The 24,009-nt window shown below is 57.4% G+C and carries 31 protein-coding genes; 16 read left to right on the top strand and 15 right to left on the bottom strand.

The window, feature by feature from the left end; all coding sequences use genetic code 11:
* Positions 1-77: 77 nt before the first annotated feature.
* Positions 78-815 carry an outer membrane protein gene (locus ACSZOQ_RS06980; RefSeq protein ID WP_439925259.1) on the bottom strand — a complete coding sequence of 246 codons (738 nt, stop codon included), beginning with the start codon at positions 813-815 and terminating at the stop codon, positions 78-80.
* 395 nt (positions 816-1,210) lie between these two features.
* Here ACSZOQ_RS06980 and ACSZOQ_RS06985 point away from each other — a divergent pair, with 395 nt between their 5' ends.
* From ACSZOQ_RS06985 to ACSZOQ_RS07020, 8 genes are all read left to right on the top strand, one after another.
* Positions 1,211-1,705 carry a single-stranded DNA-binding protein gene (locus tag ACSZOQ_RS06985; protein WP_439925260.1) on the top strand — a complete coding sequence of 165 codons (495 nt, stop codon included), beginning with the start codon at positions 1,211-1,213 and terminating at the stop codon, positions 1,703-1,705.
* A gap of 569 nt (positions 1,706-2,274) precedes the next feature.
* Positions 2,275-2,661, top strand: a complete 387-nt coding sequence (locus ACSZOQ_RS06990; RefSeq protein ID WP_439925261.1) for a hypothetical protein — start codon at positions 2,275-2,277, stop codon at positions 2,659-2,661.
* Positions 2,662-2,874: 213 nt separating this feature from the next.
* Positions 2,875-3,102 (top strand): helix-turn-helix transcriptional regulator, encoded by a 228-nt coding sequence (locus ACSZOQ_RS06995; protein WP_439925262.1) that lies wholly within the window; start codon positions 2,875-2,877, stop codon positions 3,100-3,102.
* Between the two features lie 72 nt (positions 3,103-3,174).
* Positions 3,175-3,603 carry a hypothetical protein gene (locus ACSZOQ_RS07000; RefSeq protein ID WP_439925263.1) on the top strand — a complete coding sequence of 143 codons (429 nt, stop codon included), beginning with the start codon at positions 3,175-3,177 and terminating at the stop codon, positions 3,601-3,603.
* 1 nt (position 3,604) lies between these two features.
* Complete coding sequence (locus ACSZOQ_RS07005; protein ID WP_439925264.1) at positions 3,605-4,672, top strand: bifunctional DNA primase/polymerase; 1,068 nt, start codon at positions 3,605-3,607, stop codon at positions 4,670-4,672.
* An 18-nt stretch (positions 4,673-4,690) separates the two neighbouring features.
* Complete coding sequence (locus ACSZOQ_RS07010) at positions 4,691-5,875, top strand: AAA family ATPase (RefSeq protein WP_439925265.1); 1,185 nt, start codon at positions 4,691-4,693, stop codon at positions 5,873-5,875.
* A gap of 396 nt (positions 5,876-6,271) precedes the next feature.
* Positions 6,272-6,967 carry a DUF4145 domain-containing protein gene (locus tag ACSZOQ_RS07015; protein ID WP_439925266.1) on the top strand — a complete coding sequence of 232 codons (696 nt, stop codon included), beginning with the start codon at positions 6,272-6,274 and terminating at the stop codon, positions 6,965-6,967.
* A 619-nt stretch (positions 6,968-7,586) separates the two neighbouring features.
* Positions 7,587-9,128, top strand: coding sequence for a hypothetical protein (locus ACSZOQ_RS07020; protein WP_439925267.1), 1,542 nt, complete (start codon positions 7,587-7,589; stop codon positions 9,126-9,128).
* A 245-nt stretch (positions 9,129-9,373) separates the two neighbouring features.
* On the opposite strand, the gene ACSZOQ_RS07025 is transcribed toward ACSZOQ_RS07020, so the two are convergent.
* From ACSZOQ_RS07025 to ACSZOQ_RS07060, 8 genes are all read right to left on the bottom strand, one after another.
* Positions 9,374-9,547, bottom strand: a complete 174-nt coding sequence (locus tag ACSZOQ_RS07025) for a DUF2934 domain-containing protein (protein WP_439925268.1) — start codon at positions 9,545-9,547, stop codon at positions 9,374-9,376.
* Between the two features lie 30 nt (positions 9,548-9,577).
* Complete coding sequence (locus ACSZOQ_RS07030) at positions 9,578-9,766, bottom strand: hypothetical protein (RefSeq protein WP_439925269.1); 189 nt, start codon at positions 9,764-9,766, stop codon at positions 9,578-9,580.
* 187 nt (positions 9,767-9,953) lie between these two features.
* Positions 9,954-10,154, bottom strand: coding sequence for a hypothetical protein (locus tag ACSZOQ_RS07035; protein ID WP_439925270.1), 201 nt, complete (start codon positions 10,152-10,154; stop codon positions 9,954-9,956).
* Positions 10,155-10,691: 537 nt separating this feature from the next.
* Positions 10,692-10,940, bottom strand: coding sequence for a hypothetical protein (locus ACSZOQ_RS07040; RefSeq protein WP_439925271.1), 249 nt, complete (start codon positions 10,938-10,940; stop codon positions 10,692-10,694).
* A gap of 85 nt (positions 10,941-11,025) precedes the next feature.
* On the bottom strand, positions 11,026-11,556 hold the full coding sequence (locus tag ACSZOQ_RS07045) for a thermonuclease family protein (protein ID WP_439925272.1): 531 nt from the start codon (positions 11,554-11,556) through the stop codon (positions 11,026-11,028).
* Complete coding sequence (locus ACSZOQ_RS07050) at positions 11,553-11,819, bottom strand: hypothetical protein (protein WP_439925273.1); 267 nt, start codon at positions 11,817-11,819, stop codon at positions 11,553-11,555. The genes ACSZOQ_RS07045 and ACSZOQ_RS07050 overlap by 4 nt, the downstream gene beginning before the upstream one ends.
* Before the next feature lie 22 nt (positions 11,820-11,841).
* Entirely contained in the window at positions 11,842-12,324 is a 483-nt protein-coding gene (locus ACSZOQ_RS07055; RefSeq protein ID WP_439925274.1) for a hypothetical protein, read from the bottom strand.
* 17 nt (positions 12,325-12,341) lie between these two features.
* Positions 12,342-12,914, bottom strand: coding sequence for a hypothetical protein (locus ACSZOQ_RS07060; protein ID WP_439925275.1), 573 nt, complete (start codon positions 12,912-12,914; stop codon positions 12,342-12,344).
* Between the two features lie 50 nt (positions 12,915-12,964).
* On the opposite strand from ACSZOQ_RS07060, the gene ACSZOQ_RS07065 reads away from it, so the two are divergent.
* From ACSZOQ_RS07065 to ACSZOQ_RS07095, 7 genes are all read left to right on the top strand, one after another.
* A complete protein-coding gene (locus ACSZOQ_RS07065; RefSeq protein ID WP_439925276.1) occupies positions 12,965-13,165 on the top strand; it encodes a hypothetical protein in 201 nt (66 codons plus the stop codon).
* Positions 13,166-13,329: 164 nt separating this feature from the next.
* The gene (locus ACSZOQ_RS07070; protein WP_439925277.1) at positions 13,330-13,578 is read left to right on the top strand and encodes a hypothetical protein; all 249 of its coding nucleotides are present in this window, start codon (positions 13,330-13,332) and stop codon (positions 13,576-13,578) included.
* A gap of 401 nt (positions 13,579-13,979) precedes the next feature.
* Positions 13,980-14,354: a DUF2946 domain-containing protein gene (locus ACSZOQ_RS07075; RefSeq protein WP_439925278.1), complete on the top strand. Its 375-nt coding sequence runs from the start codon at positions 13,980-13,982 to the stop codon at positions 14,352-14,354.
* A gap of 58 nt (positions 14,355-14,412) precedes the next feature.
* Positions 14,413-15,411 (top strand): hypothetical protein, encoded by a 999-nt coding sequence (locus ACSZOQ_RS07080; RefSeq protein ID WP_439925279.1) that lies wholly within the window; start codon positions 14,413-14,415, stop codon positions 15,409-15,411.
* 6 nt (positions 15,412-15,417) lie between these two features.
* Positions 15,418-15,774 (top strand): copper resistance CopC family protein, encoded by a 357-nt coding sequence (locus ACSZOQ_RS07085; RefSeq protein ID WP_439925280.1) that lies wholly within the window; start codon positions 15,418-15,420, stop codon positions 15,772-15,774.
* Between the two features lie 17 nt (positions 15,775-15,791).
* On the top strand, positions 15,792-16,751 hold the full coding sequence (gene copD, locus ACSZOQ_RS07090; RefSeq protein ID WP_439925281.1) for a copper homeostasis membrane protein CopD: 960 nt from the start codon (positions 15,792-15,794) through the stop codon (positions 16,749-16,751).
* Positions 16,752-16,876: 125 nt separating this feature from the next.
* Positions 16,877-18,250, top strand: a complete 1,374-nt coding sequence (locus tag ACSZOQ_RS07095; RefSeq protein WP_439924438.1) for a transposase — start codon at positions 16,877-16,879, stop codon at positions 18,248-18,250.
* A 321-nt stretch (positions 18,251-18,571) separates the two neighbouring features.
* Here ACSZOQ_RS07095 and ACSZOQ_RS07100 read toward each other — a convergent pair whose 3' ends face one another.
* A complete protein-coding gene (locus ACSZOQ_RS07100; protein ID WP_439925282.1) occupies positions 18,572-18,946 on the bottom strand; it encodes a hypothetical protein in 375 nt (124 codons plus the stop codon).
* Between the two features lie 246 nt (positions 18,947-19,192).
* Positions 19,193-20,074, bottom strand: a complete 882-nt coding sequence (locus tag ACSZOQ_RS07105; protein WP_439925283.1) for a hypothetical protein — start codon at positions 20,072-20,074, stop codon at positions 19,193-19,195.
* A 112-nt stretch (positions 20,075-20,186) separates the two neighbouring features.
* On the opposite strand from ACSZOQ_RS07105, the gene ACSZOQ_RS07110 reads away from it, so the two are divergent.
* Entirely contained in the window at positions 20,187-21,266 is a 1,080-nt protein-coding gene (locus tag ACSZOQ_RS07110; protein WP_439922928.1) for an IS5 family transposase, read from the top strand.
* A gap of 258 nt (positions 21,267-21,524) precedes the next feature.
* Here ACSZOQ_RS07110 and ACSZOQ_RS07115 read toward each other — a convergent pair whose 3' ends face one another.
* The 4 genes from ACSZOQ_RS07115 to ACSZOQ_RS07130 form a co-directional block, all read right to left on the bottom strand.
* Complete coding sequence (locus tag ACSZOQ_RS07115) at positions 21,525-22,352, bottom strand: hypothetical protein (RefSeq protein ID WP_439925284.1); 828 nt, start codon at positions 22,350-22,352, stop codon at positions 21,525-21,527.
* A gap of 13 nt (positions 22,353-22,365) precedes the next feature.
* Positions 22,366-22,563 carry a hypothetical protein gene (locus ACSZOQ_RS07120; RefSeq protein WP_439925285.1) on the bottom strand — a complete coding sequence of 66 codons (198 nt, stop codon included), beginning with the start codon at positions 22,561-22,563 and terminating at the stop codon, positions 22,366-22,368.
* Positions 22,560-22,730, bottom strand: a complete 171-nt coding sequence (locus tag ACSZOQ_RS07125) for a hypothetical protein (RefSeq protein WP_439925286.1) — start codon at positions 22,728-22,730, stop codon at positions 22,560-22,562. Before ACSZOQ_RS07125 ends, ACSZOQ_RS07120 begins: the two co-directional genes overlap by 4 nt.
* A 328-nt stretch (positions 22,731-23,058) precedes the next feature.
* Positions 23,059-23,580: a hypothetical protein gene (locus ACSZOQ_RS07130; RefSeq protein WP_439925287.1), complete on the bottom strand. Its 522-nt coding sequence runs from the start codon at positions 23,578-23,580 to the stop codon at positions 23,059-23,061.
* Positions 23,581-24,009: the final 429 nt, after the last annotated feature.

The raw sequence follows: 24,009 nt of genomic DNA on the forward strand, positions 1-24,009 counted from the left end.
TCGGCGCTCAAACAACAAAAAGGCCGGCAAAAGCCGGCCTTCCATAGTTTTCCGAGAGAAGTTCGGATCAGGCGCGATCAGTACCGTGCAATGGCCGGGCCACCCCAGCGGTAGTTGATGCGCGCGGTGACGAGGTCCACGTCGCCGCCGGTGCGGTATGGATTTCCGGCAGCGGGATTGCCTGTGAAGTTGACATCATGGCGATCCAGGAAAATATGATCGTATTCAAATGCCACCGACCAGTTCGGAGCAAAGCCAACTTCAACACCACCACCGATCGTTGCGCCCCAGCGGGTGTCGGTACCGCTCGACGAAAATGCAGCGCCTGTAGTATTAGAGATAAAATCGAAGCGCTGGTCCACCACGGCTGCACCGCCCTTGGCGTAGAGCAAGGCGCTATCCCACGCATAGCCCACCTGACCTGTGAACAGGCCGAACGCGTCTGTTTTCGAAGCGATCTGGTTCGTTGTGAAGACGGCATTCGGCGTACGACTGCTCAGGTCGGCCCAGTTGCCTTGTGCTTCCAGACCGAAGACCCAGTTGCCGCTCTGCCAGCGATAGCCGAGCTGCCCACCGGCGACTCCACCAGTTGCATCGTAAGAACCGAGATCAACTCCAGCCGCATTGGAACGATGATCGTGCGCCGATCCCCAGCCGCCGTTTGCGCCGATGTAGAAGCCGCTCCAGTCGTAGATCGCGGCAACCATCGGAGGAGCCTTGGTATAAGGCCGCGCTGCGAGGTCGGCTGCGGCGGCTGGCGCGGCGCTGAGGCCAATTGCGAGAGCACCGATGGCTCCGATCAGTAACTTGTTCATTGCAGTCCCCGGACTTCTGCTTCGTTTTAAGGCGCGAGCGCTGATATTCAGTCTGAATTTGTTAAATCCCATATACCGCGCGCCATGGCAAAAAGCCGTCTCCAAAATGCAACACTTGGGACCAAATTGATCCGTCCAAAGTTCAAAGTTTGTCCACGATTTCTGATCCCTACGTAGAATCTTTCTAAGCTGATTGGTGCGCGGGTCGTGCTGTTGTCTCTTGAGAACAAATATGGAACATTGTATATTCGACCGGTGGATAACCCGGCGATTGACAGTCTCGGTGACGTAACGGGAGTGTAGGGTCGCGACCGATGCCGGGAGGGGCGGGGCCGGAGTTGAACCGGCCGTGTTCATCCGTGTTGATAGTCGGGACCGTAGATTGGAGAACAGCGATGGCGGGTAGTGTGAACAAGGTCATTCTGATCGGCAATCTCGGCGCCGATCCAGAAATCAAGCGGACCCAGGACGGCCGGCCGATCGCCAATTTGCGGATCGCGACCTCTGAAAGCTGGCGGGACAAGGGCAGCGGTGAGCGCAAGGAGAAAACCGAGTGGCACCGCGTCGTGATTTTCAACGAGGGCCTCTGCAAGGTCGCTGAGCAGTATCTGAAGAAAGGCGCGAAGGTCTACATTGAGGGTCAGTTGCAGACCCGCAAATGGACCGACCAGAGCGGCGTCGAAAAATACTCAACCGAAGTCGTGCTGCAGAATTTCAATTCGACGCTGACGATGCTCGATGGGCGCAGCGGTGGTAGCGGCGGCGGCAATTTCGGATCGGATGACTCCGGTGGCGATTTCGGGTCCGGAAGCCCGTCTGGCGGTGCGCCGCGCCGCGCGGTTGCGGCTGGAGCCCGACGCAGTGACATGGATGACGACATTCCGTTCTAGGGACTGTTCTGATGCTCGATTCCGAAATTCGCAGGTGCTTGCCGCCAGCCTTTGAGGCTAATCTCGGAGCTAAGAAAACACCGACAACTTTATGATTTTTAGTGTAGTTTTGTTTTCAGAAGCTCGCTTGGCAGACCAGCAGAGGCAGAAGGGAATTTCTGAACCGCCACATTAGGGAGCGAACTCGCCGTTCACGACCGTGGCCCGCACATCCGGCCAGGGACGTCAAAACTCCCTGGCAACCTTTATTTGGTGGTGGTTCTTAAAATTGGTGGCGATCCCGGCAGAACGAACAATCCGGCCTGCATCAACGGCTTAGGCTAGCTCACCCATCCAAACGTCTAGATTGTTTGGAAAGGGAAATTTTCTGCATTGGCTCACCGCGCCGGCAATGTCTTGTGCTGATTTGCCAAGGCCCGGCCCGCCGCACTGAGCGGCGCTCGCATCGGCATGTCTTACAGACCGTCGTGCGGGCAGGGCGGCATCAACCCAAACATTCAAATCAGCACAACGTGCCGAACGGCTCGGCGCGAAGGCGGCCGTATGGCCGAAACAAAGGAGAACTGACTATGAGTCACGACTACGCGATTTTTTGGAAGGACAAGGCTTCACACGACTTCGAATACGGGGCTCTCCGTACCAAGAATTTAGCCGAGGAAATTATCGTAGGCTGGCGTGACCAAACGGTCCTGGACGGATTCGATCACGAATTGACCGCTCACGCGCTAGAGCACTACGGCGTGTTGATCCAAGGCGGACTTGCCGAGACGCATCACGACGAGTTCGCCCGCAATACCATCGCCCTTTGCTGTCGGAATTTATCTTGGGAAATGCAGAAAGAGGGTTCCTCGAAACTTTCGTATGACGAAACGATGCTTGCGGCGCGAGCCCTTAAAGCCTTCAGCGAATACCTTCGGGGCAGGATTGTCGAACCTGCACCGGCCAAAGCCGCATGACCAACCAAAGGGCCCTTCGGGGCCCTTTTCGTTAACACTTGTTACAATTCCCTCAACGAAAAACACATGAAATCGCTGCGGTGCAGTTGTTTCTTATGCGTGGCGCAGGCGTTTCTTGCATGTCGATTTGAGGGTGACCGAAACGACCCCTAACCATCCCTCAATCTCCGCTATCCTTTTTGCATCAACCTCAAAACTAAGGCGAGGCCATCAATGAACTATCTCCCGGAAGACGACAAAGGGGGGCGCTTTTCGAAGGATGATATCGTCGGAGACGACTATCTCTGCGAAAAATTCAACGTCGGAAAGTCTGCAACTGCCACATGGCGGCGCAAGGGTACGGGGCCTGCATGGCATCGTCTGAATGGCCGTCCGTACTACAAAATCTCGGATATTGAGCAGTGGATTCAATCCAACCGCATCAATCCCACTGCCGCATAACGAAAAAGCCCCGCAACGCCGCAAACGTTGCAAGGGCTCTATTCAATTCACCCCAACCACAGGGTTCCTGCAATGTATCCGCAACAAGTCTCTACTGCAACACAATCCAATAGCCCTCAATATTTCATCTTTCTCAAGAACGGCCGCTGGCGTCCGGTTGATGTACCGGCCGGTGAAGCACCGCTCGCGATTTGGTATCGTGGTTGCTGGCGCGTCGTGTTTCGCGCCGAGAGCGACGCGGAGTTCTTTGCCGCGCATCCGGAAGCGAAGTTCCGATTGCTGGTGCGGCCGAGTAAAGTCTACCGCGACTTTTTCATGTTTAAGATCACCACTCGCGACCCGGACATCTATGCCGATGGCGACGCGGGTGATTGGCGATATTACGACGCGAAGCGATACGGCACGCCGCTAGAATTTCTGAAGTCAGAATGCGATCGGATGCTGGCTCATCCGCATCGTTGTAGCAACCCGGAACGCTGGCTCGCGAGTCAGGCGCACTGACATGCGTAGCGCCGAGTTTGAAGAACACGCGCTGGCGCTAGTGGCACGGGGCTATAACCCGCTTGTCATTGCGCCACGCTGCCAGCCCCGCCCTGACGGACGCAAGGTGCCGGAAGGCAAGGCACCGGGCGTTCGCTTCGGTGGTGAATGGCGTCTGGCGTTCGGCTGGGAGAAGTGGTGCACGGAACAGGTTTCCGAACACACGGTCCGGGCATGGGCACGTATGATCAGCACCGCCGAAGATGCCGGCATCGGTGTCGCGCTGGGTCGTGGCCTGATCTGCATTGACATCGACCTCGAAGAAGCCGTCGAATCACTGCTCGCAATCCTGCCGCCGAGCCCGGTGCAGAAGAAGGGGCGCAAGGGCATCTCGCTTTTCTATCGCGGCGACACCGAGAAGATTCGGTCGAAGAATTTTCGCACGCCAGAACGAGCCGGTCTCGTTGATCTGCTCGCCGAAGGCAAGCAGACCGTCTTGCCGCCGTCGATCCATCCAGACACGGGCGAGCCCTATTATTGGTGGACTGACTACACGCTTGCCGACTTCCGCGTCGAAGACTTGCCGGAACTGTCGGACGACATCGCCGAGCGCATCGGCGAAGTTCTGAAGCCGTTCGGTTATGATCCTGAAGCCGAGAGGCCGGCAACGTTGGCAACGACCCAGGCGCGCAACACCGCCCCGGTGTCAGGCGGGCGCAGCATCTATCGTCAAGCCAATGATGACGCGCTGGCGAACCTCGATTGCTGGGTGCCGGACCTTCATCTCTACAAAGCCCGCCGCAAGCCCGGTGGTTTCGAGGCCGTCGCGCACTGGCGATCCTCCAGCACCGGGCGAGCGCTTGAGTTTCGCAAGCGGAATCTCAGCATCGTCCGCAAGGGTATTGAAGACTTCGGCACTGGCGAGAAATACACGCCGATCGATTTGGTCATGCGGGCGCGCGACTGTGACAAGAGCGCCGCGCTGAATTGGCTGCTTGAACGTCTTCCAGACGACGAGCCGAAAATTGTTCTGGTCAATGGCCCGAAGACGCTCGAGCGACTTCGGGCGCGCGACCATCAAAATCTCTAAGAATCGAAAGTAACTACCATGACTCCGCTGCCCAAGCTCTTTGAAAGGCCGCCCCACGACAATGATAACCGGCCGCGCGTTGCCACCAACGTGCCCGGCTCTTCATTCAAGCGTTTCGTTCCGGAGCAGTTCGAGACGGCCGACTACCTGATCAAGGGCATTCTCCCCTTGCACGGCGTCGCCATACTCGCCGGCCAGTATTCGAGCGGCAAGACGTTTATCGGCTTCGACCTTTCGTTGTCCCTGATCCACGGCGAGAAATTTCTTGGCCGCAAGACAAAACCCGGAGCCGTGTTGTGGATTGCGGCGGAGGGTGCGGGCATCGTGGAGCAGCGCCTTGAGGCCGCGCGACGTGCGAAGTTCAACGCCGGCATTGATGCCGACCATTTCCCGTTCCTATGGGTGGAGCCTGAACCGGCGAAGGATACCTACGCCGTTCTAGCCAACCTAGGCACCATGATCCGGGAAGCGAAGAACGAGTGCGAGAACCACCATCCCGACCGGCCTCTGCGGCTTGTCGTAATCGATACGCTGGCAGCGTATTTTTTGCTCGAAGATGAAAACGACAACGCCAAGGTCGGAACCTTCATGGCGAAGCTGGGCAAGATCGCGCGGGATTTGAATGTCCTGATCATGCCGATTCACCACATGGGCAAGATCGCCGATACCGGCATTCGTGGCGCAAGCGCCTTTGGCGCGGGGTGCGATGCGGCCATTGCCGTTCTCGCGAGCATCCATCCACAGACCGGAGAGGTTGATGGCCCGCGTAGTATTTCACTCGCGAAGACTCGGGCTAGCACCCCCGGCCCCCTAACCTCATTCACGATCGAGCAGGTCGTAATCGGTGTTGACCGAGACGGCGACGACATCACACCCGGATACGTGCAGTACGTCCCGGTGGGGACGGGTAGCAAGGGCGGGTCGCCATCGCGTGGTGTTCGCACGCTGCTAGAGTCGATCAGTGAGGCTATGATTAAGCACGGTGCCGACGTTGAGGTGTGTGAGGGCGAGCCGTGTAAGAGGGTTGTCCGTAGCGATCATGTCCGCGATGAGTTCATGCGCCGCTACGGCACCGGAGACTCTGCCAAGGATGACACCAAGCGCCGGGCGTACGACCGCGCAATCAACAGCATTCTGAATGCACAGACGCACGTAACTCGCCTTGTTGGTGTCGTGGAGTACATCTGGCCGGTGCAGTTGTAGCTCCGCTGAGCACAGATTGCTCGGGCAAGGCAGGTTTCAATTCAGAGGATCGACGCCGGCTCGTTGGTCTCAGAGCTTTCCCCAACGGGCCGACTCAGAGAGTCGTGGGCGGGCTCTACGCTGAAGTTTATTGTGTGTCAGAGGCTCGGCGCTGGCGCTTCTATGTGGGGCAGTCCGAGCCGGTGGTTGGTGAGATTCGCGTGCGGTGGGATAGGGGAGCAATGCCCGGTGCCGAGAAAGACAGTCGATAATATAGATACGATTGATCGGCTGGATAGCCTTTATGCCGTCTTTGTCGTAGACGGCAGCGTACCGCAAACTGGCCAAATTCCGCATTCGCGTGCACATCACGCAGCGACATGCTGGCGGCGAGATTTTGTATCAGGGGTTTTGAGCATGGCTATCGAGAAGAAAGTCAAAGTTAAAGGGCACTGTCCCCAGTGCGGGCCGGATAGATGGACGATAATCAAGGGAGAGTTCACTCGCAATGAATCCCAAGATGACATTTCGGTTAGTACAGATCATCGCATATTGCAGTGCCCAGCGTGTGAGACAGTTTATCACCAGACGAATATGACTTGTTCAGAAGACTATGACTTGATCGAGAATGAATTTACCGGAGAAACCGAATTTATTCTCAATGAGGATATTAAGCACTGGCCGCCCCCAACAAAACGCCAACGGCCAGCGTGGCTCGATAAGTTACCAACGGTTGATACTGACTTGTATCGGCTTCTTCGAGATGTTTATTCTGCACTTGATGCTGACCTTGATGTGCTCGCGGCTATCGGCATTCGAACAACATTCGACCGAGGCTCCGAGCTGCTGTCGGTCGATCCCGCGAAGACGTTCAAAGATAAGATTGACGATCTCGTAATAGGCGGCCACATCGGCGCTAACGAACGGGATGCACTATCCATCATGACTGAAGCAGGGAACGCATCTGCTCACCGGGGTTGGAAGCCGACCGAAGCGCAGCTTGAAACAATGCTCCAAATAATTGAATCGTTCGTCCACCGAAGCTTTATTTTGAAAGCCGACATTACAAAGCTAAGAAATGCCGTCCCAGCAAAACCTAAGCGAAAACCTTAAAGTCGTAGAATTTGTCTGCGGGCCGAACCACCCGTACCTAAGAGTCATCTTCGACGCTCACGTCGGCCGCGCGTTCGGTGAAACGGTGAGGCTTGATGGAGGAACGGGCGGTTTTTTACGGGACGCTATCTAGTGTTTGGCTCATGAATCCAGGATTGTCCGCTTTAAAGGGTAGAACAGACACGGCCTGATCGGCCTAAGGAACGTTTGCAAATGACGCAGTGAGGCGGATTCCAAAATCTGCCGCCATCTCGCGCTCGCGAGATACTCGTTGATGCCGATGGGCGATCGGTACCAAGCCGACTATAATTCCCCATCGATTCGCAGAACCTTTTGGATTCAATCTCAATTGCTCAAGACTCCAGTTCTTTCAGATACGATTGTCATCTCGGCGAGTGCACAGCTCGCTGCCCGTCTCTCCTCCATCTTATCGGTGAGGGGCACATACCTTCCAATCATCGACGGCCCCCGACTACAGCGACCAGATAGAGACGCTGAGGTTATCAGGCGCACAAATGCGGTTGCTCGCTCCCGAGCAAAACGGATCATACTTGCAGGCTTATCACGTGACTCTGCTAGCGCACTCGAAAACAAATTTCCGAGAAGTCGCATAACGTGGGTGAACGAAGGCGATGATCTCAGCGCACTGATGAATGGCGATGCTCAATTAAAATCTCCTCTGATGTGGGGACGAGATAACATCGGAATTGGTTTGCTCCAGGCACTTCGCTCCAAACGTATATTAGCCTTCGAAAACCGCTCCTCCCGCGAGGAAATACATGTAGCGCCGAAGTCAAATCACCTGGTCATTTGCGAACGAGGCGATGATCTGGACCAAGTCATTGCTGCCAATTACGCTCACGCGTTGGACGCAGGCCTGTTCTTAATTTCTCAGACTGAACGCGAACATGCAGACGACATCCTTGAGCGATTCTACTCGGTGTATGACGATCGCGACCGATCGGCCACTGACGCCCTACGAGAGCTTCGGAGCGAGCTACGCGCAATCGCCGGCAACGTACCAATCCCAGCGAACGGCTCGATAACGTTTATCTCGGACGGTCTTCCATTTGGCTTCGCGTTTCCGGAGGTGCCTTCGACGCACCTCTTTGGCCTTGATCTAGGAATATCGATTATTCACGGCTTTGCCGCCGAGCAGCCAAATGCGCGGGGCGTGCAAGTCGCCGCTTTGGTTAATCCCGAGACGACACCCGCACCAGAGATCAGTGCCGCTGCAAGGATATTATCGGAGCAGCGCCTCTTCGCGCGGGTCTATGAGGGACCGGCTGCGAACGTTACTTCGATTTCCGAGATGATAGAACTCTTTCCGTACGATCTGCTCGTGATTGCGACGCACTGCGGCGATGTCTCCGGCTATCGTTGGACATATCAATTCACTGATTCTGAAGGAATCGATCGGAACTTGGTGGTGGACATAGCACTCGGGATCGGGCGCACTTCGGAGAAAGACCTTTTGCACGTCACGGAGTTCATGCGCTTTGTTTCGCTCGATGGAGTACCGTGGAATGATCCAGCTGAGAAAGCAAAGTTGTATGTCGGCAAGGCCATACTGGATTTTATGGAACGTGCGCGAGCTAAGGGCGATAACGAGTTGGAGCCTGTGACCAAGGAGACAGTGGATCGCGTCGTAGGGTCTGCGGCTCTTAGAATGCACGATAACAACTTCATAGCGCTGCCTCGATCGGTCGCGAATGAAGGCACTCCGATAGTTATCAACAATGCCTGCGTTTCATGGCGAAGGTTGGCGACAAACTTCATGTTCGGCGGCGCGCGCGGATACGTTGGAACGCTCTTTCCCATATCAACGACCGAGGCAGAGAGTGTCTTGCTTCGCGCTCTGGGCAAACATCATGGCAAAGTGTTACCGCACGCATTGTGGTCTGCGCAGCGTGAGACATATAACGACGACGTTAGGCGGCCGTACGTGGTGGCCGGAGTATACACCCAACGCATTCGCGCCGCCGCCGGCGATGTCCCTCGTCACATTGTGAGGGAGCTACGTCGCGGTCGGGACGCGTGGATACCCTATCGCGATCACGGCGGCCGTCACGGCTCCGATTGGAAGCGCACAGTCGGCGCGCATGTCTCGTTCTTCGAACGTGAATTAGAGTGGTTCCGCCTGGAATGGGGCCTAGATTAGAGCGTGCATTTCATATCGACGCAGGTATAGATCGCCGCAACGCCATTCGTCCAGGATGGGGCACATGTTCATGGTTGCGAGAAGATTCGTCTAATCCCGCGAGCCCGCATCATCCGAACAAGTCGCAGGCCGTCCGCCATCCTGATGCACGCTCGATAGGCCCACGGCACGACATACGATCCGGCCCACAGCGCGACGATAGCCAGATAAAGTGGGCGTCGTTATGGCCTACGTTATTTCAACAATCAAAGATGCGCCTTGTCATGTTTCATGGCTGGCGCTCCAATCGAGCGTTCTTGATTGCGCAGTTCTTGCTCGGCCTGATGCTCGAACTCCTTATTCCTGCCGTTAGGAAAGCCGGCTTGCTGCCATAGCTCATACGCGCGGCGCTCGATCTGCTCTCGGGTTGGTTTGCTCATGCGCGTACTCCCAAGAGTGCACGGTCCCGCTTACCCATTGCTGCCCCTCCGCAGCACGTCCTCGGCGAGCGCGTTCCAGTCGGCGGCGAGCTTCGGCCACGCCTCCCTGTCGGGCGCGTACCTTGCCTGCTCGGCGTGGGCATGGCACTCGTCCGCTATCGCGCGGTATCTTCCAATGTTCTGATCGGACATCCATTTGAGGTTGTCCGCGCCGCTCATCACCGCATGCTCTCGGAGCCGATTGTTTCGAGGCTTCGAAGAGGAGCGAGCGCTTCGAGCCTATGGAGGTCTCGCAATCCCCTGGCTAGCTGGCGAAGGTCGTTCCTCGCTGCGCCGGCAGGGAGTTTGCGCGCACGCCGAAGCGCATCGGTCGCGTGCAGCAGTATCGGGGCCTTGGATATGTCGGTCATGTCGGCGGCCGCAGTCCGGAGGATGAGAGCCACGCGTCTATGCGCGAGGCTTTCTCGGCCTGGTCGGCCCGCTTCAGAAGAAGCTTGCGGTCCTTGCCGGACGTGAGGGCTGCGGCCTCGTCCCTGAGATGCAGAGCCTCGTCGTTGAGCCGCTGTTGGAAGGTCTTCTCGTGCTTGACGCGGGCACGCTGATTCATGACGCTGTTCCTTTCCGCTAGAGGAAGGCTGAGCGCAATTTAGGGGGTTTCGTCATATACGAAAGGATATTGGGAGATTGTGCGTCAAAAATTGACAAAGCGCGAATCGTTTTTTTGTGAGCTGTCCGGATTGTTTCATCGCGCCGTCGTGTAAATTAATTCCTCTTTGTAAGCGCCTTGAAGGAGCTTTGCCGCAGCAGTCATCCGCGCCCCGCAACGAAGGATGGCTCACAATCACTATGCCGTCCTTCATTCCTAATACAAGTTCGATAGCTCCGCCGGCACGACACAGCTGCCGGCCCATACCCCACGTTCGGCTCGCAACCATGCTCGGGTTTAGGCCAACGTTCCGCGATTGGGCCGGCGATATGACGAACTTCCCGCGCGAGGTTTGCGAACAAGCTTGTCGCGCACCTCGTGTCAGACGCAACGGAAGCGGCTTACAGGCGCGTTTCGGACGCGCGCTGGCGAAGCGGCGGCGAAAAATAGGGCTTGGGTTGCGTATTGTGCGGGCGACACGGCTGACACCTGGCGCCGTTAAGGCGTTTCGCGCTTTGGGGCTGATGCCACGCCGCTATATATCGCCGCGTGGACCGCCGCGTCTTTTGCGGCTCTAATTTCGCGTGCGGCTTTGAGCGCTCGGCGCAGAAACGGGTCTTCCGTGGTCAGAGTAATCAGCTTGTTGCAGTTGCGGCAATTGACCTGCGCTTCGTCGCGGATGCGGCTGGCCACCTCGCTGAAAATACGAGTGCAGGCCGGGCAGCGGAGTTTCACTTTGTCATCCACGACAATATCCCCTGTGAGATAGGGTAGTGTTGCGTAACGGGATTACAAAATTCTGAAAATGATCGATAGCAATGCACTTTCTTTCTTATCGAGCGTTCGCATCATCCGAACACCCGCTAGGCCGTCCACCATCCCTGATGCAAGTCCGGTAGGCCCACGGCACAACATAACTCCCAGCCCAAACACCACGGCCCGCGCGCTCCGCTTCCTTCTGAGCGCCAGCATACTTGCCCTTTGAGTATCGAGGCCAATCGAACGCGAGGCCGTTGCTCACCAACCACGATGCAACGTCTTCGCCATCGATTGAGCAGACCGCTACAACTCTCCCGTATTGATCCTTGCCGACGCCTTCGCAGCTTATGAGCCTGCCCGCGATATGCTCGTCAAGTTCGTTCGCGGCCTTGGCACCGCAGCGATATTGCAAGCTGTCGTCACCGCGACAGAGTTGGGATGATTCGGGCGCGTCGATACCGGACAGGCGGATACGCTGCCCATGAATTTCGAGCGTGTCGCCGTCAATGACGGACGCTTGGCCTATGATTGTTTCCGCGAGTGCAGGCGACGAAATGAGCGTGACAAGCGTTGCGACCAAGAGACGGTTAAATCTTGGGGTCACCTCGCTTGATCCATGGCTTTCCACTTGCCGTCACGGATTGCCAACATGACCTGAGCCTGCGGCAAGAGCACGGGGTTTTGCTTGCTCGCTGCGAGCGCTTCGACTTTATCCCAATCGATTAACACCGTGCCGTCGTCTTTCACTTCATAAAGTGCTGTATCGTTGAGCGATTGTGTGATTTTGACAGTCTTGATGGCTTTCGGCTCTTGGGCGAATGTCCCGGTGACTAAAGTCAATACGGCTAAGAGGACAGCGTATCTCATCGCGGCGACCTATCTAATCCCGTTACTGCGTGACGACGATCAAACGCTCATCGATCTTTGGTCCCCGGCGATACGTGTAAGAAAAGGTGAAGCCATTCGCTTTTAGCTTTTTGTCTTTGCGAGATTCGAACATTTGGCGCAGGTGGTCTCGTTCGGCCGGGGCGTACATGGCAGCCAGTACGTCTACCATCTTGAATGCTTCGTTGCGGTCTGCATGAAGACCGTAGCCGATGTCGTCAAACCAGTCGTTCCACATAACCTTCACGTTTTCGACGCGACCGCCTTTCGGCGTTTCATTGATGAAGTATTTTGCAGTCTGAGCCGCCCCGCTTACACAACCGAACAGTGAACCGTCACCTAACATAGGTCCGGTAACCTTGGATTGAGGACACTGATACGCGGCCTTAAATCGTTGAGTCTCGACTTTGAACGGCGCGAAATTGGCAGCGCTAGCCTGTCCCGCGATGCACGCCAGCACAAAAGCCGAAATCACAACGCCCCTCATGTTCCCTCCCACTATAATCATCGGTTCGGCGGTGGTCTTCCAAACCGATACATACCAACCGGCTCGCGAAGTTGCGGCAAGCCTTTCGGCCGATCTGGATAAATGAACTCTTCGCCGCGAAGCCATCGCCCGTCGAAGCGGTCCCAAAACTGAATCGCGTCTAGCTGCACCGCGAACTCATACACACACCACGATCCGTCGCGTTGAATCCGCTCGCGGGTCGCATCAAACGGGATACTATTCATTTTGCAAACCGCGTCGATAAAGCCCCAATGCGCGCGAACGTAGCTTTCTTCAAGCGCGACGTGATAAGGGCGCGATTTCTTCCACCGATATTCACCGCCGCCGCGTTGGTGAAAGTCCTTCCGCTGCATCATGAACTCTGGCAACCGGGCAATGCCGTTGGCGATGCGCCTGGCTTCGTCCGATGTTAAATGATTGTGCGCGAAGCCGATGTCTTGAAGATCGTCGCGGCAATGGACATAGGCTAGCGGCACGCCCTTGGCGTCAATGACGACAAACGGTCCCGCGCCGTCTCGGCGGACCTGCCATGGGGGTGGAAAACTGCGTTTGGGACGGCTTGACTCCATTAGAACAAAATAGGAACATGTATCCTAATGGGTCAAGACGGAATATCGGCATGAAGGCCGAACGACAGCTCGATCAAGCGGAAGCCGAAAGTTTGGAAGCCGCAGTAGCGCGGGCGATTGAAGCTTGTGACGGTGATTTGCGCGCGACGATCCGGGCGTTGCTCGTGGCGAACGAATTTCTAGAAGCGCAAATCTCGCACGGATATCGGCGCGGCGTGAGACACGGAAGATTCAATACCTATTCGGGATAACGGTGATGGGATGGCGCTCGCAAGAGAATACGAACTGACCAACAAACGCGACTTCACTCGCTTGCCGTGGCGTGATCGGAAGATCATTCAACGGGCCGGATGGGTTGCCGCTCTAGTGATCGTGTTTGTCTGTATCGCGGCCGGTCATTTCAGGTGACGCGATCATGGCCGATGTAACCTATTACGTAGCGCTACCGTTCGGCACTGGCGATGACGGTCCTGAGCCGCGCGAAGCGGTTGAATGCATTAGCGCAAGCGCTGCCATTCTGCAGGCCGAACGAATGGCGCGGACTGAGGGGCATATCGGCGCTGTGGCGTTCAGCCGTACCGGCGATCCGGGCAGCGGTGAATTTGCGGATGCGGTTGTGTTGCTGTCGTTTGGTGTGGTGCCGGACGATTTGAGTGAGTTGTAGTCAAGCACGCCAACCGAAGCGAAGGGACGTAGCGAAGTTATTCCAGCGGGTGTTCGCCTCACTCACCTCCATTGGAATAGCTGCATTGCCGTACTCGATCTTCAAATTCGTCGGCGCGCTTGAATCACGGCCAAACCGATGCCTTCAACCGGCTCGGACCAACCGGAACTTCCGAGATCACCCCGTAACCGGATATGCGGTAGACGTGCCAAAACTGACGCGAATGACCCAACTCGGACATCGCAGTTGGACTCGAATGATCTACCTATAGTCGATTAGATTCGCTCGAAAGCTCCTTGATCTTCCATCGCGAAGTATCCCAGCGCTCCTCCGACGCCACGAGTAATCTCGACAAGCGGTAGCGCGGGTGGTAGGACGCCCAAGGCGTTTTGGGGAAAATCATGCGACGGCGGCTGGAAGTCTTTATTCCAATCGTGCTGCTCTCGATCTTTGTGCAATTGCTTGCACCGATCGCGGCATTTCGCGTGGTCGCCTACGCTGTAACTGATCCCCTCTATATGGCGTCGATCTGCACGGAAATGTCCTCCGGGGATATGCAGACGACACCGGCCAAGACGCAGCATGATCATGGAGATTGCTGCGTATTTTGTGCGGCTGGCCATGGTGGCCCCATCGCCGTCGAGCCACCTTCGCTTATTTTTGTAAGTCTGCAGCGCCTATACCAGAGAGTGTCCAGGCTGGAAGCCGCAGACCCAAAGCCGACGGTTCGAGTCGGATCGAACGCCCAAGCGCGCGCACCGCCGCAGTTGACGTGAAGCTTGGCGGCCAATGGTCGCCTCGATGCGTTCACAACTTAACTTGCGGAGAATTTTCATGTCTATCCGTCTTTGGCGCGCGGGCCTGCCGGGGCTCGCGATAATGCTCGTTCCCTTCAATCAAAGCGTCGCCCACGAGATCGTCGGCAATCGTTTCTTTCCTGCGACGCTCGGCATCGACGACCCAGGTGTCAATGACGAACTGTCGCTTCCAACCGTCGACAGCTTCAAGACCGGTGATGTTCCGCCTGTGCGGCAGCGCGATATATCCGGGGAGTTCTCCAAACGGATCACCGAGGATTTCGCGGTGTCGTTCGGTTCGACTTACACCTTTCTCGGCCCGGTGGGGCCGACGGCAGCGGGAGCCAACGGATTCCAGAACCTCGACTCCACCTTCAAGTACAGGGTCTTCAAGAACGTCGAACATGAGTTTGTGATGTCGGTCGGGCTCAGCGTCGAGTGGGGTGGCACGGGTGCGGCGAATGTCGGCGCGGAACCCTTCAACCATTACACGCCGAACATCTATTTTGGCAAAGGACTTGGCGACCTTCCGGATACGCTGTCCTGGATCAGACCGGTCGCGATCACCGGTCAGGTCGGCTACGCGATCCCGGCTAGGAATTTCACAACGACCTTTGGCATCGATCCGGATACCGGCAATCAGACCGTCGACACCGAGTTCCATCCGCGTGTGCTGAACTGGGGTGCGACGATCCAGTACAGCATGCCCTACCTGAAGTCCTCCGTGGTCGATCTCGGCCTGCCAGACTTCATCAATCACCTGATCCCGCTGGTTGAAGCGACCTTACAGACGCCGGTGGCGAATACGCTCACCTCGGGAACGATGACGACGGGCACCATCAATCCCGGCGTGATCTGGGTTGGAAACACCTTTCAGTTCGCCATCGAGGCGCTGATCCCGATCAATCGGCAAAGCGGGACCAATGTCGGGGTGCTCGCTCAATTGCATCTCTACCTCGATGATATCGACCCGCGCGGGATCGGCAAACCGCTGTTCGGCGGCCCTGTCCAGCCCGCAAGCCCCTTTCCGAGGTAATTGATCATGCGACGCTTGTCTCTGATTTCAATCATCCCGCTGCTGTCGTTGCTCGCAACCGGTGAAGCGACCGCCCATGCCTTTCTGGACCACGCCGAACCCCGCGTCGGCAACAGGGTCGCAAGCCCACCGCGCGAGGTGACGTTGTGGTTTACGCAGAAGGTGGAGCCAGCGTTCAGCAACGTTACCGTGACCAACGCAGCCGGTCAGCGCGTCGATACCGGAAAACCGCGCTTTGGCGGCAGCCAGATGTCAATCTCGCTGCGTTCGGGCGGTGCCGGAACATACCATGTGACATGGCATGTGCTTTCGGTCGACACGCACACGACTGACGGCAATTTCACATTTCAAGTCGGCCAGTAAAGCCGCGCGCCAAGCCAATGGACTTGCTCGGAGCGGGGATTGACGGCCCCTTGATCGTCATTCGGGCAATTCACTTCGCCGCCACCGCGATAATAGCCGGAACTCTGATTTTCCGGGCGGTGGTAGCGGAGCCCGCTTTGCGTTCGACACAGGTAGCAACAACAGTTGTCCGGTCTCAGATTCATCTGACCGCATGGATCGGTCTCGCCATCGCGGCAGCCACCGGAGTGATCTGGCTTCAATTGCAGGCAGTGTCGATGAGTGGACTGCACTTCGGTGAGGCCATGACATCGGGGGTGCTGTCGACGGTAGTGAATAAGACGCAATTCGGACTGGTGTCGACAATTCGCTTCGTGCTGGCGATTATTCTGGCCGCTTGTTTGGCGTCTGACCGCCTAGCGCTATCGCGCTGGTCAGGGCTCGCATCAGCCCTCGGCCTGATCGCAGCCATCGCATGGACCGGCCACGCTGGGTCAACTTCGGGCGAAACGGGATACCTGCATCTGATGGCCGACGCGTTGCATCTTATCGCTGCGGCAGCTTGGCTCGGAGGTCTTGTCTCGCTGGCGCTTCTGCTTGCCGCGGCTTGGCGCTATCACGCTCTTGCATGGGTGTCGCTTGCCCGGGACGCGGCCCAAAGATTCTCGACGTTGGGCATCGTCAGTGTAGCAACCCTATTGGTAAGCGGCATCATCAACTCTTGGATTCTGGTTGGGTCAGTTCACGCGCTGCTTATCACCCAGTATGGACAACTCCTGATGCTGAAGGTTATCGTTTTCGTTATCATGCTGATGTTCGCTGCGGCTAACCGGTTTTGGTTGACGCCTCAACTTGTCATTTCGTCAGAGAATGAGGCGCAGCTCGAGGTGCTGCGTCAACTTACGCGCAATAGTCTAATCGAGATCGCTTTGGGTTTCGCAATCTTCGCAATTGTCGGCGCGCTCGGTACGTTGCATCCCGCAATCCACGGTTTGTAAATTGGCGACGATTGATTGAAGGTCGGCGACTTCGGTTAATGGCCGATTTTGTTGCAAAAGTCAGTTGAGACAAGCGGCGAAGCGTGATTCCGTTGTGTTGACGCGAATCTCGGCGAGGTCGATCGATGATGGGCCGTCTGAAGAGTGACCAGAGTCAACTGTTCTACGAGTTCCACCTTAGCGACGCGGTTCCTGAAGATCATCTGGTGCGGAAGATCGATACTGCGCTCGATCTCAGCTGGCTTCACAGCGAACTTGCACCTCATTATTCGTCGATGGGTCGCCCGTCGATTGATCCGGAACTGATGATCCGGATGCTTATCGTGGGATATGTCTTTGCGATCCGCTCAGAACGGCTGATCTGCCGCGAAGTGCAAGTGAACTTGGCTTATCGGTGGTTCTGCAAACTCGGCATCGAGGACGCAATTCCCGATCATTCGGCGTTCTCGCGTGCCCGCAACGAGCGCTTCCGCGATGGGGATGTTTTTCGTCGTGTGTTCGAGCGGGTCGTCGAAGCGTGCATTGCGGCCGGTCTGGTTGGCGGTGATGGCTTTGCCGTCGATGCGAGCCTGATTCAGGCGGACGCCAATAAGCAACGCTCGATCGCGGGTCAGGATTGGCGCAGGGATCGCGATCCCAAGAGGTCCAGCCGCGCGGTGAAGGAGTATCTGGCGACCCTCGACGATATGGCGTGGGGCGCGGCCAGCGACGTGGTCCCGAAGTTCGTCTCGCCATCCGATCCGGCAGCCCAGTGGACCGGCGCTCACAAGGGACCGGCATTCTTCGCTTACTCCGACAACTATCTCATCGACGTGAAGTTCGGTGTCATCGTTGATGTTGAAGCATCCCGCTCCATCCGCCAGGCCGAGGTCGGCGCGGCAAAGACCATGATCGAGCGGACCGAAGAGCGCTTCGGCCTCAAGCCAGAGCGGCTTGTCGGAGATACCGCTTACGGTGCGGCTCCGATGCTGAACTGGCTAGTCGAGGACAAGGGCATCGCGCCACATATCCCTGTGTTCGATAAGTCGAAGCGGGATGACGGCACCTTCTCGCGCAGCGACTTTCGATATGATCCGACCACCGACGTCTACCACTGTCCCGCGGGCAAGACCCTGACGACGACGGGGACACTTGTGAATGGCGGGACCACGCTGATCTATTTGGCTAGAAAGCGCGATTGCGATGGCTGCAAACTCAGAGGACAGTGCTGTCCGAAGGTCCCCTTTCGCAAGATCCCGCGCGACATTCATGAGCACGCCCGCGACGTCGCCCGGTCGCTCGCCGGCACTGATGGCTTTGAGACTTCGCGACGTGAACGCAAGAAGATCGAGATGCGGTTCGCTCACCTGAAGCGCATTCTAAAGCTTGCTCGACTTCGACTGCGTGGTCCACGAGGCGCCCAGGATGAGTTTGTTCTGGCCGCCATCGCTCAGAACCTGCGGCGGCTCGCAACTCTGGTCGCGCGACCGCCACCGGCACAGGTTCTGCGCCTCGCGTAGAGTTAGAGTTAGAGTTGTGTAGAGGAGTCAGGGCCGGCGGATCAAAGCCGGTTGCCCCCAGCCGAATACGAGCATCCATCAGGCGCAACCGACTTTTGCAACAAAATCGGCCCTTTTCGGACATGCAGCGATGTCCGACTTGAGTCCTTTGTGCAGCACCAAAGCGGACTCTGCCGACTAATCCGCTTGCTATCTCAGTCACTCAACAATCCGCGCTGCTCAGCCTCCAAATCGCGCATATACCGTTCCATCTCGGAGCGCACCTGACCGGCAATTGCGCGCGGATCATCGCCGCCCATGATGTTGATGGTCGGGTTGAGGCTATAGGTGTGGCTCGTTGTGTTGGTGCTCGAACCAGCAACCGCCGCAGCCCCATCGGCGGTCACCGAGCGCGGTCAGCATGCGGAAGCCGATGAGCATGGCGCTGAGACGTGCAGCGCCAGCAACGGCGAACCCCGCCATCGCAACGCTAAGCCCGACGATGCCGCGCGCGACCATCGCAATAGGAGCTAGTAGGCCGGTCATGGCGAGCAAGCCAACGCGACCGACAGCGCCGAGCGCAAACATCAGTGGGCCAGCGGCAGCGGCGGCGGCGGTGAGACCGACGCCGATCTTGAGCATGGCGTGGAAGGTTGCTGCGAGGTTCTTCATCGCACCGGCCGGCCGCTCCATCATGCCGACGATTTCGGGCGTCACTGCCCGAACCAGCGTATTGGAAAAAGTCTGCCATAAAGCGCTGAGCCTGCGGGTTGCGCCCTCCAAGCCTTGCTGGCGCTTGGCGACTGTCTTCTTGCTATAGCCGGTCGCGCCTTCGTTTACGTCCTTCAGGATGGCCGCGAGGTCGGCCCCGATCAGAGAGCCCCAAGGTGCCGGTGAAGCTGCGGCTCGACGGTGTCGTGGTCGAAGCGATATGGACTGAACTTCATTGCCGTTCGCTGGTCATTACAACCTAGCGTCCAGCGCTATCGAAGCAATGAACTTACGCAAATCGTCTTTCCGACTTCGGCCCCCCTTGTCTCTGATCCAGAACTTCACTTTGTGCGTGACCGGTGCATTCCCCTCTGGTGGTATCTGCTCGGCCTCAAGGCCAGCGCGCGAAAAATGCACCTGCAATCTCGGCGGCACTCGCTTGGGAACGGTGGCAAGTATCACATATGCGCCGCCAGTCTCTCGGAAGACCTTCATGCCGGGTCCATGGACCGCAGAGTGAAAAGCAAGTTCGGATTCGGCTATGCCGACATGCCGCTTCTCAATCGGGCTTTTCGCTAACGACGCCTCAATGAAATGCTGCTGAAGCTCTGGCGGAACAGATTCCGGAACAACTTCGACAAGTACGGAGTATACTTCGTACTGCAATCTTGCACCAAAGCTCGTCGGCACCGCGTCCTTCGGCACGAGTTGAATCATAAACGTGACGCGCTCCGTTACTTCTGCGGGAAATTCGAGGACGACCTCAGCATCGAACGTCTTCCTGCCGTTGCAAGGGTCGAGCCGATCAAACGCCGGAACCGAATAGTAGAGCACAGGCCAAGTGCGGGTGAGTTGGTGGAGTGGTTCGATTATTATCTTGTCGGCGAACTCTCCGCTTGCGTATCGGTTGACTTGTCCCGTTGTATGGCAGGATACCTTTCCATGTTCGGTGACCTGATCTGTTCGCGAGACATCGTCGACAATGACACCGTCAGTCCCGAGGCGTTTTGCTGCAGTCTTGGGTGAGGGGTCTCGATCGACCAATACTACAATGGAGCCATCGGGCCGCGCGTCGAAACGAAGTAGACGAAAGCGGGAGTCCCCTCGTTTGACCGTTAACATTGTAAACGACATGGTATCTAGCTCCAAGGTCCCGCATGTCTAGCAGGGCGCTGAAAAACGGTCTCGCGTTTGGATCGATTTGATGATTCCGTTGTTGCGGGCGAGACGACGGGGGTGATTTGCGATGCGAGGCGGGGAAGAGCGATCGGACGGGATGTTCAGCTATGTTCGGCTGGAGAATCGCGTTGCGAAGGATCATCCGCTGCGGCCGATCCGTGCACTGGTCGATGAGGTTCTGGCCGGGATGAGTACCCGGTTCGCCGCGCTTTATTCGCATACCGGTCGTCCCTCGATCCCGCCGGAGCAATTGCTGAAGGCGCTGCTGCTGCAGGCGTTCTTTTCGGTGCGGTCGGAGCGGCAACTGATGGAGCAGCTCGACTATAATCTGCTGTTCCGCTGGTTCGTCGGATTGTCGATGGATGCGTCGGTTTGGGACGCCACGACGTTTACGAAGAATCGTGACCGGCTGCTTCAAGGCGACGTGGCGCGCGAGTTCCTGGCGGCGGTTCTGTCGCAGCCGCGGGTGAAGCGGCTTCTGTCGAACGACCACTTCAGCGTCGACGGCACGTTGATTGAGGCCTGGGCGTCGATGAAGAGCGTGCGGCCGAAAGACGATGGCGCGCCACCCCCATCCGGTGATGGCGGCCGCAACGTCGAGGTAAACTTCAGGGGCGAGAGGCGCACCAACGATACGCACGCCTCGACGACGGACCCTTCGGCGAAGCTCTACAAGAAAAGCCCCGGCGTCGGGGCCGCGCTGTGCTTCATGGGACATGCCCTGATGGAGAACCGCAACGGGCTGATCGTCGACGCCGTGCTGACGCCGGTCGATGGCCATGCCGAGCGCGCCGCTGCGCTGATCATGGTCGAACCGTTGGCGGACCGCCCGACGCGCATCACGCTCGGCGCGGACAAGGGCTACGACGCCGGCGACTTCGTCAACGAACTGCGCTCCATGAATGTGACGCCACACGTCGCGGCGAAGGAGAAGCATTCCACCATCGACAGCCGCACCACCTGTCATGCCGGGTACAGGACGAGTTTGCGGATCAGAAAGCGGATCGAGGAGGCGTTCGGCTGGATCAAGACCGTCGCTGGTCAGCGCAAGACAAAATTCCGCGGCGTGGATCGCGTCGGATGGGCCTTCACGCTGGCTGTCGCCGCCTACAACCTCATCCGCATCCCGAAACTGATCTTCTCATGATGACCAACGCATCGTCCCCGACGCGTGCGGAAAACCAGACGGTGCCAATGGTCGGACGTCGATGCGATTGGCGACAGCAAGAGCCCTATGCAAGTTGTTCAGCAGCCTGCTAGGAGACTGTCTGGCTCGTGCCGAACTATATTCACTAAATCAATGGCCGAAACTTCGCGATGGCGTCGAATGACGCCACCGTGAGCTTTTCGTAGCGCGTTCCGTCAATCTCAACTGGATAGTCGAGTTGGATTTCAAGCGGCCCGCTCATGACCGTGGCCAATGAGCGGTGCCCCCAGCAAAGCCGGTGGGCAAATGAATGCCGGACAGTGGCGCTTCGACACGGCCCGGGCGGAATTGCGTCCGCGAGACAACAACTTCGCGCATCTCAATGTGTGGGACGGTTACAGACTGCAACACGTTACTAGCGACCGGCGGCGCGGTAGGGATCGGCTTGCCATTCTCGTCGAGGGTAGCCTGACTCACAAACTCGTCGTCGTGATGAGTCCACTTGTCGTCCCACTTTTCGGCGTGACGGACGTGGTGTACCCAGCATGGGCGCTTCTCGCGTCGCTCTCCGGCCTGTTGATCGGGGGCCTTGCGCCACGTTTGCGTGACAGATGGAACGTCTTCCGCGACGCGGTTCGTACGAAGGGCTTCATTGACCGCAGCGACCTCGACATCAATCTCAGTAACCCTTGAGATGACGGCAGCCATCTTCTCGGCAAGCAAATCGTACTGCTCAAGCAACGCCTTCGACTCGACGCTCACGGCATGGCGGGCAGCTTCGGCACGGGCCCGGAGTTGGTCTAGCGACGCAAGCCGTTCGGCTTCCGCTTCGGCGATGATGGCATCATCGTGCGCCTTCTGAAGCTCTGCGATGCCGGCCTCAAGTCGAGCCACCGTCCGCCTCATGGCCCCAGCGCGTTCGTCTGCCACCCGATGATCATCATCGCTCATGAGTGCCAGGCCGGTGTGAACGTCTTGCAGCTTCTGCAAAGTATCGTCGCGCTCTTTTGTGCTGCGATCAATTTCAGCGGCGATGGTGGTGGAGTTCGGAGTCTTCTTGCCGAAGACTTTCGCAATGAAATTCATGGTGTGTATTCCTTTAGGAATTAGCGAGCGCGGTGAGTGCGCGGTGCCAACGATGATAGGCGGAGTGCTCGATCGCGCTGAGAGCAAGCATCTCGCTACGGATTCCAAGCGCATTCAGGGCCTTCGCGTCGGCCAATTGCTTGCGGACATTTGCGTAGTCCTGCGACGCTGCTTTCGCTTCATCGAGCAGGGATTGCTTACGGGTGGTCAAAACAGAAGTTCCTTGATGGGTGTGAGCCGTTCGGCTTCGGTTGCAAGCCGGTGAACGTTGAAGCTAACGCGGTGGCGGGCGATGATGGCGTCGATCTCCAAGCGGCGAAGTCGGGTGACATCGGCGGTGTACAGTTCGGATAGTGGTCGTAGATCGGTGAGGTTCATTGCACGCCCTCAATAGTGTGAGCGGCGAGGTACTGATTCAGGTCGCGGACTTCGAACCGAAAAACGTTACCGATGCGAATGTGGCGCGGACCGCGTCCAGATTTGACGATCCCGCCAAACGTGGTCGGGGGAATATTTAGGTGTGCAGCGGCTTTTCGCAGAGAAAGAGATTTGGACATGAGGTTCGGTCCTTTCCAACCCGGCCCCGGACGGCGGGAAGAGAAACCGCCGTCCGGTTAGGGTTTCACCCACTTGCTCTCCGAGGCAGAGAGTAAGTTCGCGTATCCTGCCCGATCAGACCAAATCGACCAGTACGTTCGGGTATCTCTTAAGCTGCACTCTTGCGACGACGGCGAGGCACGTTGTCGTTCGCAGCTTGGCGGGGATTGCGTGCTTCACGTTCGGCGAGCACCGCGCGCTTTTCTTCGGCGCTCATGCGGAGCAACTTTTGTTCGACGCCGATATCGATCAAAGCTGCCCATGTCGTCGGAATATCAGTCCCCAAACGCATCGCGAAGGTTGCAAGCTCGCCAACCAATTCTGACGGCAAGGTTTGAAGGCATGGCGTCGGCACGAAAGCGAACCCGAGCACCGACAGAACGGCCTCGAGTGATTCTAGCGACGGACGATTTTTGGCGCGCCACTGCTTCACGGTTGGACGTTTGATTCCAGAAAAATCCTCTAAATCTTGGTATCGCAACCCCTGTCGAGCTAGCTCGCTGAATACAAGGCGAACGATTGGCATTACGCCCTGAGGCATGGTGGCGGTGCGCCGGTTCAAGCGACGGAGGCGTTCGACCTTGATCGGGCGGACACTGAAATCGGGCGGATAAAGCTGAGCGGTGGACATGGGGGCATCCTGAGAGCGATTAAAACTGCCCCAAGACTGCCGTCCGTAACGTCGAATGAAGAGCCCATTGCAATAGCCCTGCGATCATGAGCGCCACCGTCACCGAGGCCTCATGTTAAGAACAAAAACCTACCTTTAGGATTGTATATCTACCGGACGTGGACGGTCGCGCGTCACCCGCACCCCGGACGAGGTTGGGAGGACCCAAATACCTTTGTGCGTTGCACAAATAGAATAATCTTCCATCAATCGTGAATTTACGAAAGTTGCGCTGAACAGCGCTCGGATGAGCTACGGGGCTGGTCCGGTCGTCACTGCGCAGTCGCGGATCATCGCTACGGAGTGTGGTTCGGTCGGTGGTATCGCGCGTCTGTCTGAAATCGAGCGATCGAAATCGACCGGCTTTCAATTACCCCTTCGATCCGCGCC

This window comes from Nitrobacter sp. JJSN (genome assembly GCF_051912485.1).
In the GTDB taxonomy this organism is placed as follows: Bacteria; Pseudomonadota; Alphaproteobacteria; order Rhizobiales; family Xanthobacteraceae; genus Nitrobacter.

Bases quoted from the DNA above. Each gene is read 5' to 3' on its own strand.
- ACSZOQ_RS06980 (WP_439925259.1), bottom strand. From the start codon at position 815: ATGAACAAGTTACTGATCGGAGCCATCGGTGCTCTCGCAATTGGCCTC.
- ACSZOQ_RS06985 (WP_439925260.1), top strand. From the start codon at position 1,211: ATGGCGGGTAGTGTGAACAAGGTCATTCTGATCGGCAATCTCGGCGCC.
- ACSZOQ_RS06990 (WP_439925261.1), top strand. From the start codon at position 2,275: ATGAGTCACGACTACGCGATTTTTTGGAAGGACAAGGCTTCACACGAC.
- ACSZOQ_RS06995 (WP_439925262.1), top strand. From the start codon at position 2,875: ATGAACTATCTCCCGGAAGACGACAAAGGGGGGCGCTTTTCGAAGGAT.
- ACSZOQ_RS07000 (WP_439925263.1), top strand. From the start codon at position 3,175: ATGTATCCGCAACAAGTCTCTACTGCAACACAATCCAATAGCCCTCAA.
- ACSZOQ_RS07005 (WP_439925264.1), top strand. From the start codon at position 3,605: ATGCGTAGCGCCGAGTTTGAAGAACACGCGCTGGCGCTAGTGGCACGG.
- ACSZOQ_RS07010 (WP_439925265.1), top strand. From the start codon at position 4,691: ATGACTCCGCTGCCCAAGCTCTTTGAAAGGCCGCCCCACGACAATGAT.
- ACSZOQ_RS07015 (WP_439925266.1), top strand. From the start codon at position 6,272: ATGGCTATCGAGAAGAAAGTCAAAGTTAAAGGGCACTGTCCCCAGTGC.
- ACSZOQ_RS07025 (WP_439925268.1), bottom strand. From the start codon at position 9,547: ATGAGCAAACCAACCCGAGAGCAGATCGAGCGCCGCGCGTATGAGCTA.
- ACSZOQ_RS07030 (WP_439925269.1), bottom strand. From the start codon at position 9,766: ATGAGCGGCGCGGACAACCTCAAATGGATGTCCGATCAGAACATTGGA.
- ACSZOQ_RS07035 (WP_439925270.1), bottom strand. From the start codon at position 10,154: ATGAATCAGCGTGCCCGCGTCAAGCACGAGAAGACCTTCCAACAGCGG.
- ACSZOQ_RS07050 (WP_439925273.1), bottom strand. From the start codon at position 11,819: ATGAGATACGCTGTCCTCTTAGCCGTATTGACTTTAGTCACCGGGACA.
- ACSZOQ_RS07055 (WP_439925274.1), bottom strand. From the start codon at position 12,324: ATGAGGGGCGTTGTGATTTCGGCTTTTGTGCTGGCGTGCATCGCGGGA.
- ACSZOQ_RS07060 (WP_439925275.1), bottom strand. From the start codon at position 12,914: ATGGAGTCAAGCCGTCCCAAACGCAGTTTTCCACCCCCATGGCAGGTC.
- ACSZOQ_RS07065 (WP_439925276.1), top strand. From the start codon at position 12,965: ATGAAGGCCGAACGACAGCTCGATCAAGCGGAAGCCGAAAGTTTGGAA.
- ACSZOQ_RS07070 (WP_439925277.1), top strand. From the start codon at position 13,330: ATGGCCGATGTAACCTATTACGTAGCGCTACCGTTCGGCACTGGCGAT.
- ACSZOQ_RS07075 (WP_439925278.1), top strand. From the start codon at position 13,980: ATGCGACGGCGGCTGGAAGTCTTTATTCCAATCGTGCTGCTCTCGATC.
- ACSZOQ_RS07080 (WP_439925279.1), top strand. From the start codon at position 14,413: ATGTCTATCCGTCTTTGGCGCGCGGGCCTGCCGGGGCTCGCGATAATG.
- ACSZOQ_RS07085 (WP_439925280.1), top strand. From the start codon at position 15,418: ATGCGACGCTTGTCTCTGATTTCAATCATCCCGCTGCTGTCGTTGCTC.
- copD (WP_439925281.1), top strand. From the start codon at position 15,792: ATGGACTTGCTCGGAGCGGGGATTGACGGCCCCTTGATCGTCATTCGG.
- ACSZOQ_RS07095 (WP_439924438.1), top strand. From the start codon at position 16,877: ATGATGGGCCGTCTGAAGAGTGACCAGAGTCAACTGTTCTACGAGTTC.
- ACSZOQ_RS07105 (WP_439925283.1), bottom strand. From the start codon at position 20,074: ATGTCGTTTACAATGTTAACGGTCAAACGAGGGGACTCCCGCTTTCGT.
- ACSZOQ_RS07110 (WP_439922928.1), top strand. From the start codon at position 20,187: ATGCGAGGCGGGGAAGAGCGATCGGACGGGATGTTCAGCTATGTTCGG.
- ACSZOQ_RS07115 (WP_439925284.1), bottom strand. From the start codon at position 22,352: ATGAATTTCATTGCGAAAGTCTTCGGCAAGAAGACTCCGAACTCCACC.
- ACSZOQ_RS07125 (WP_439925286.1), bottom strand. From the start codon at position 22,730: ATGAACCTCACCGATCTACGACCACTATCCGAACTGTACACCGCCGAT.
- ACSZOQ_RS07130 (WP_439925287.1), bottom strand. From the start codon at position 23,580: ATGTCCACCGCTCAGCTTTATCCGCCCGATTTCAGTGTCCGCCCGATC.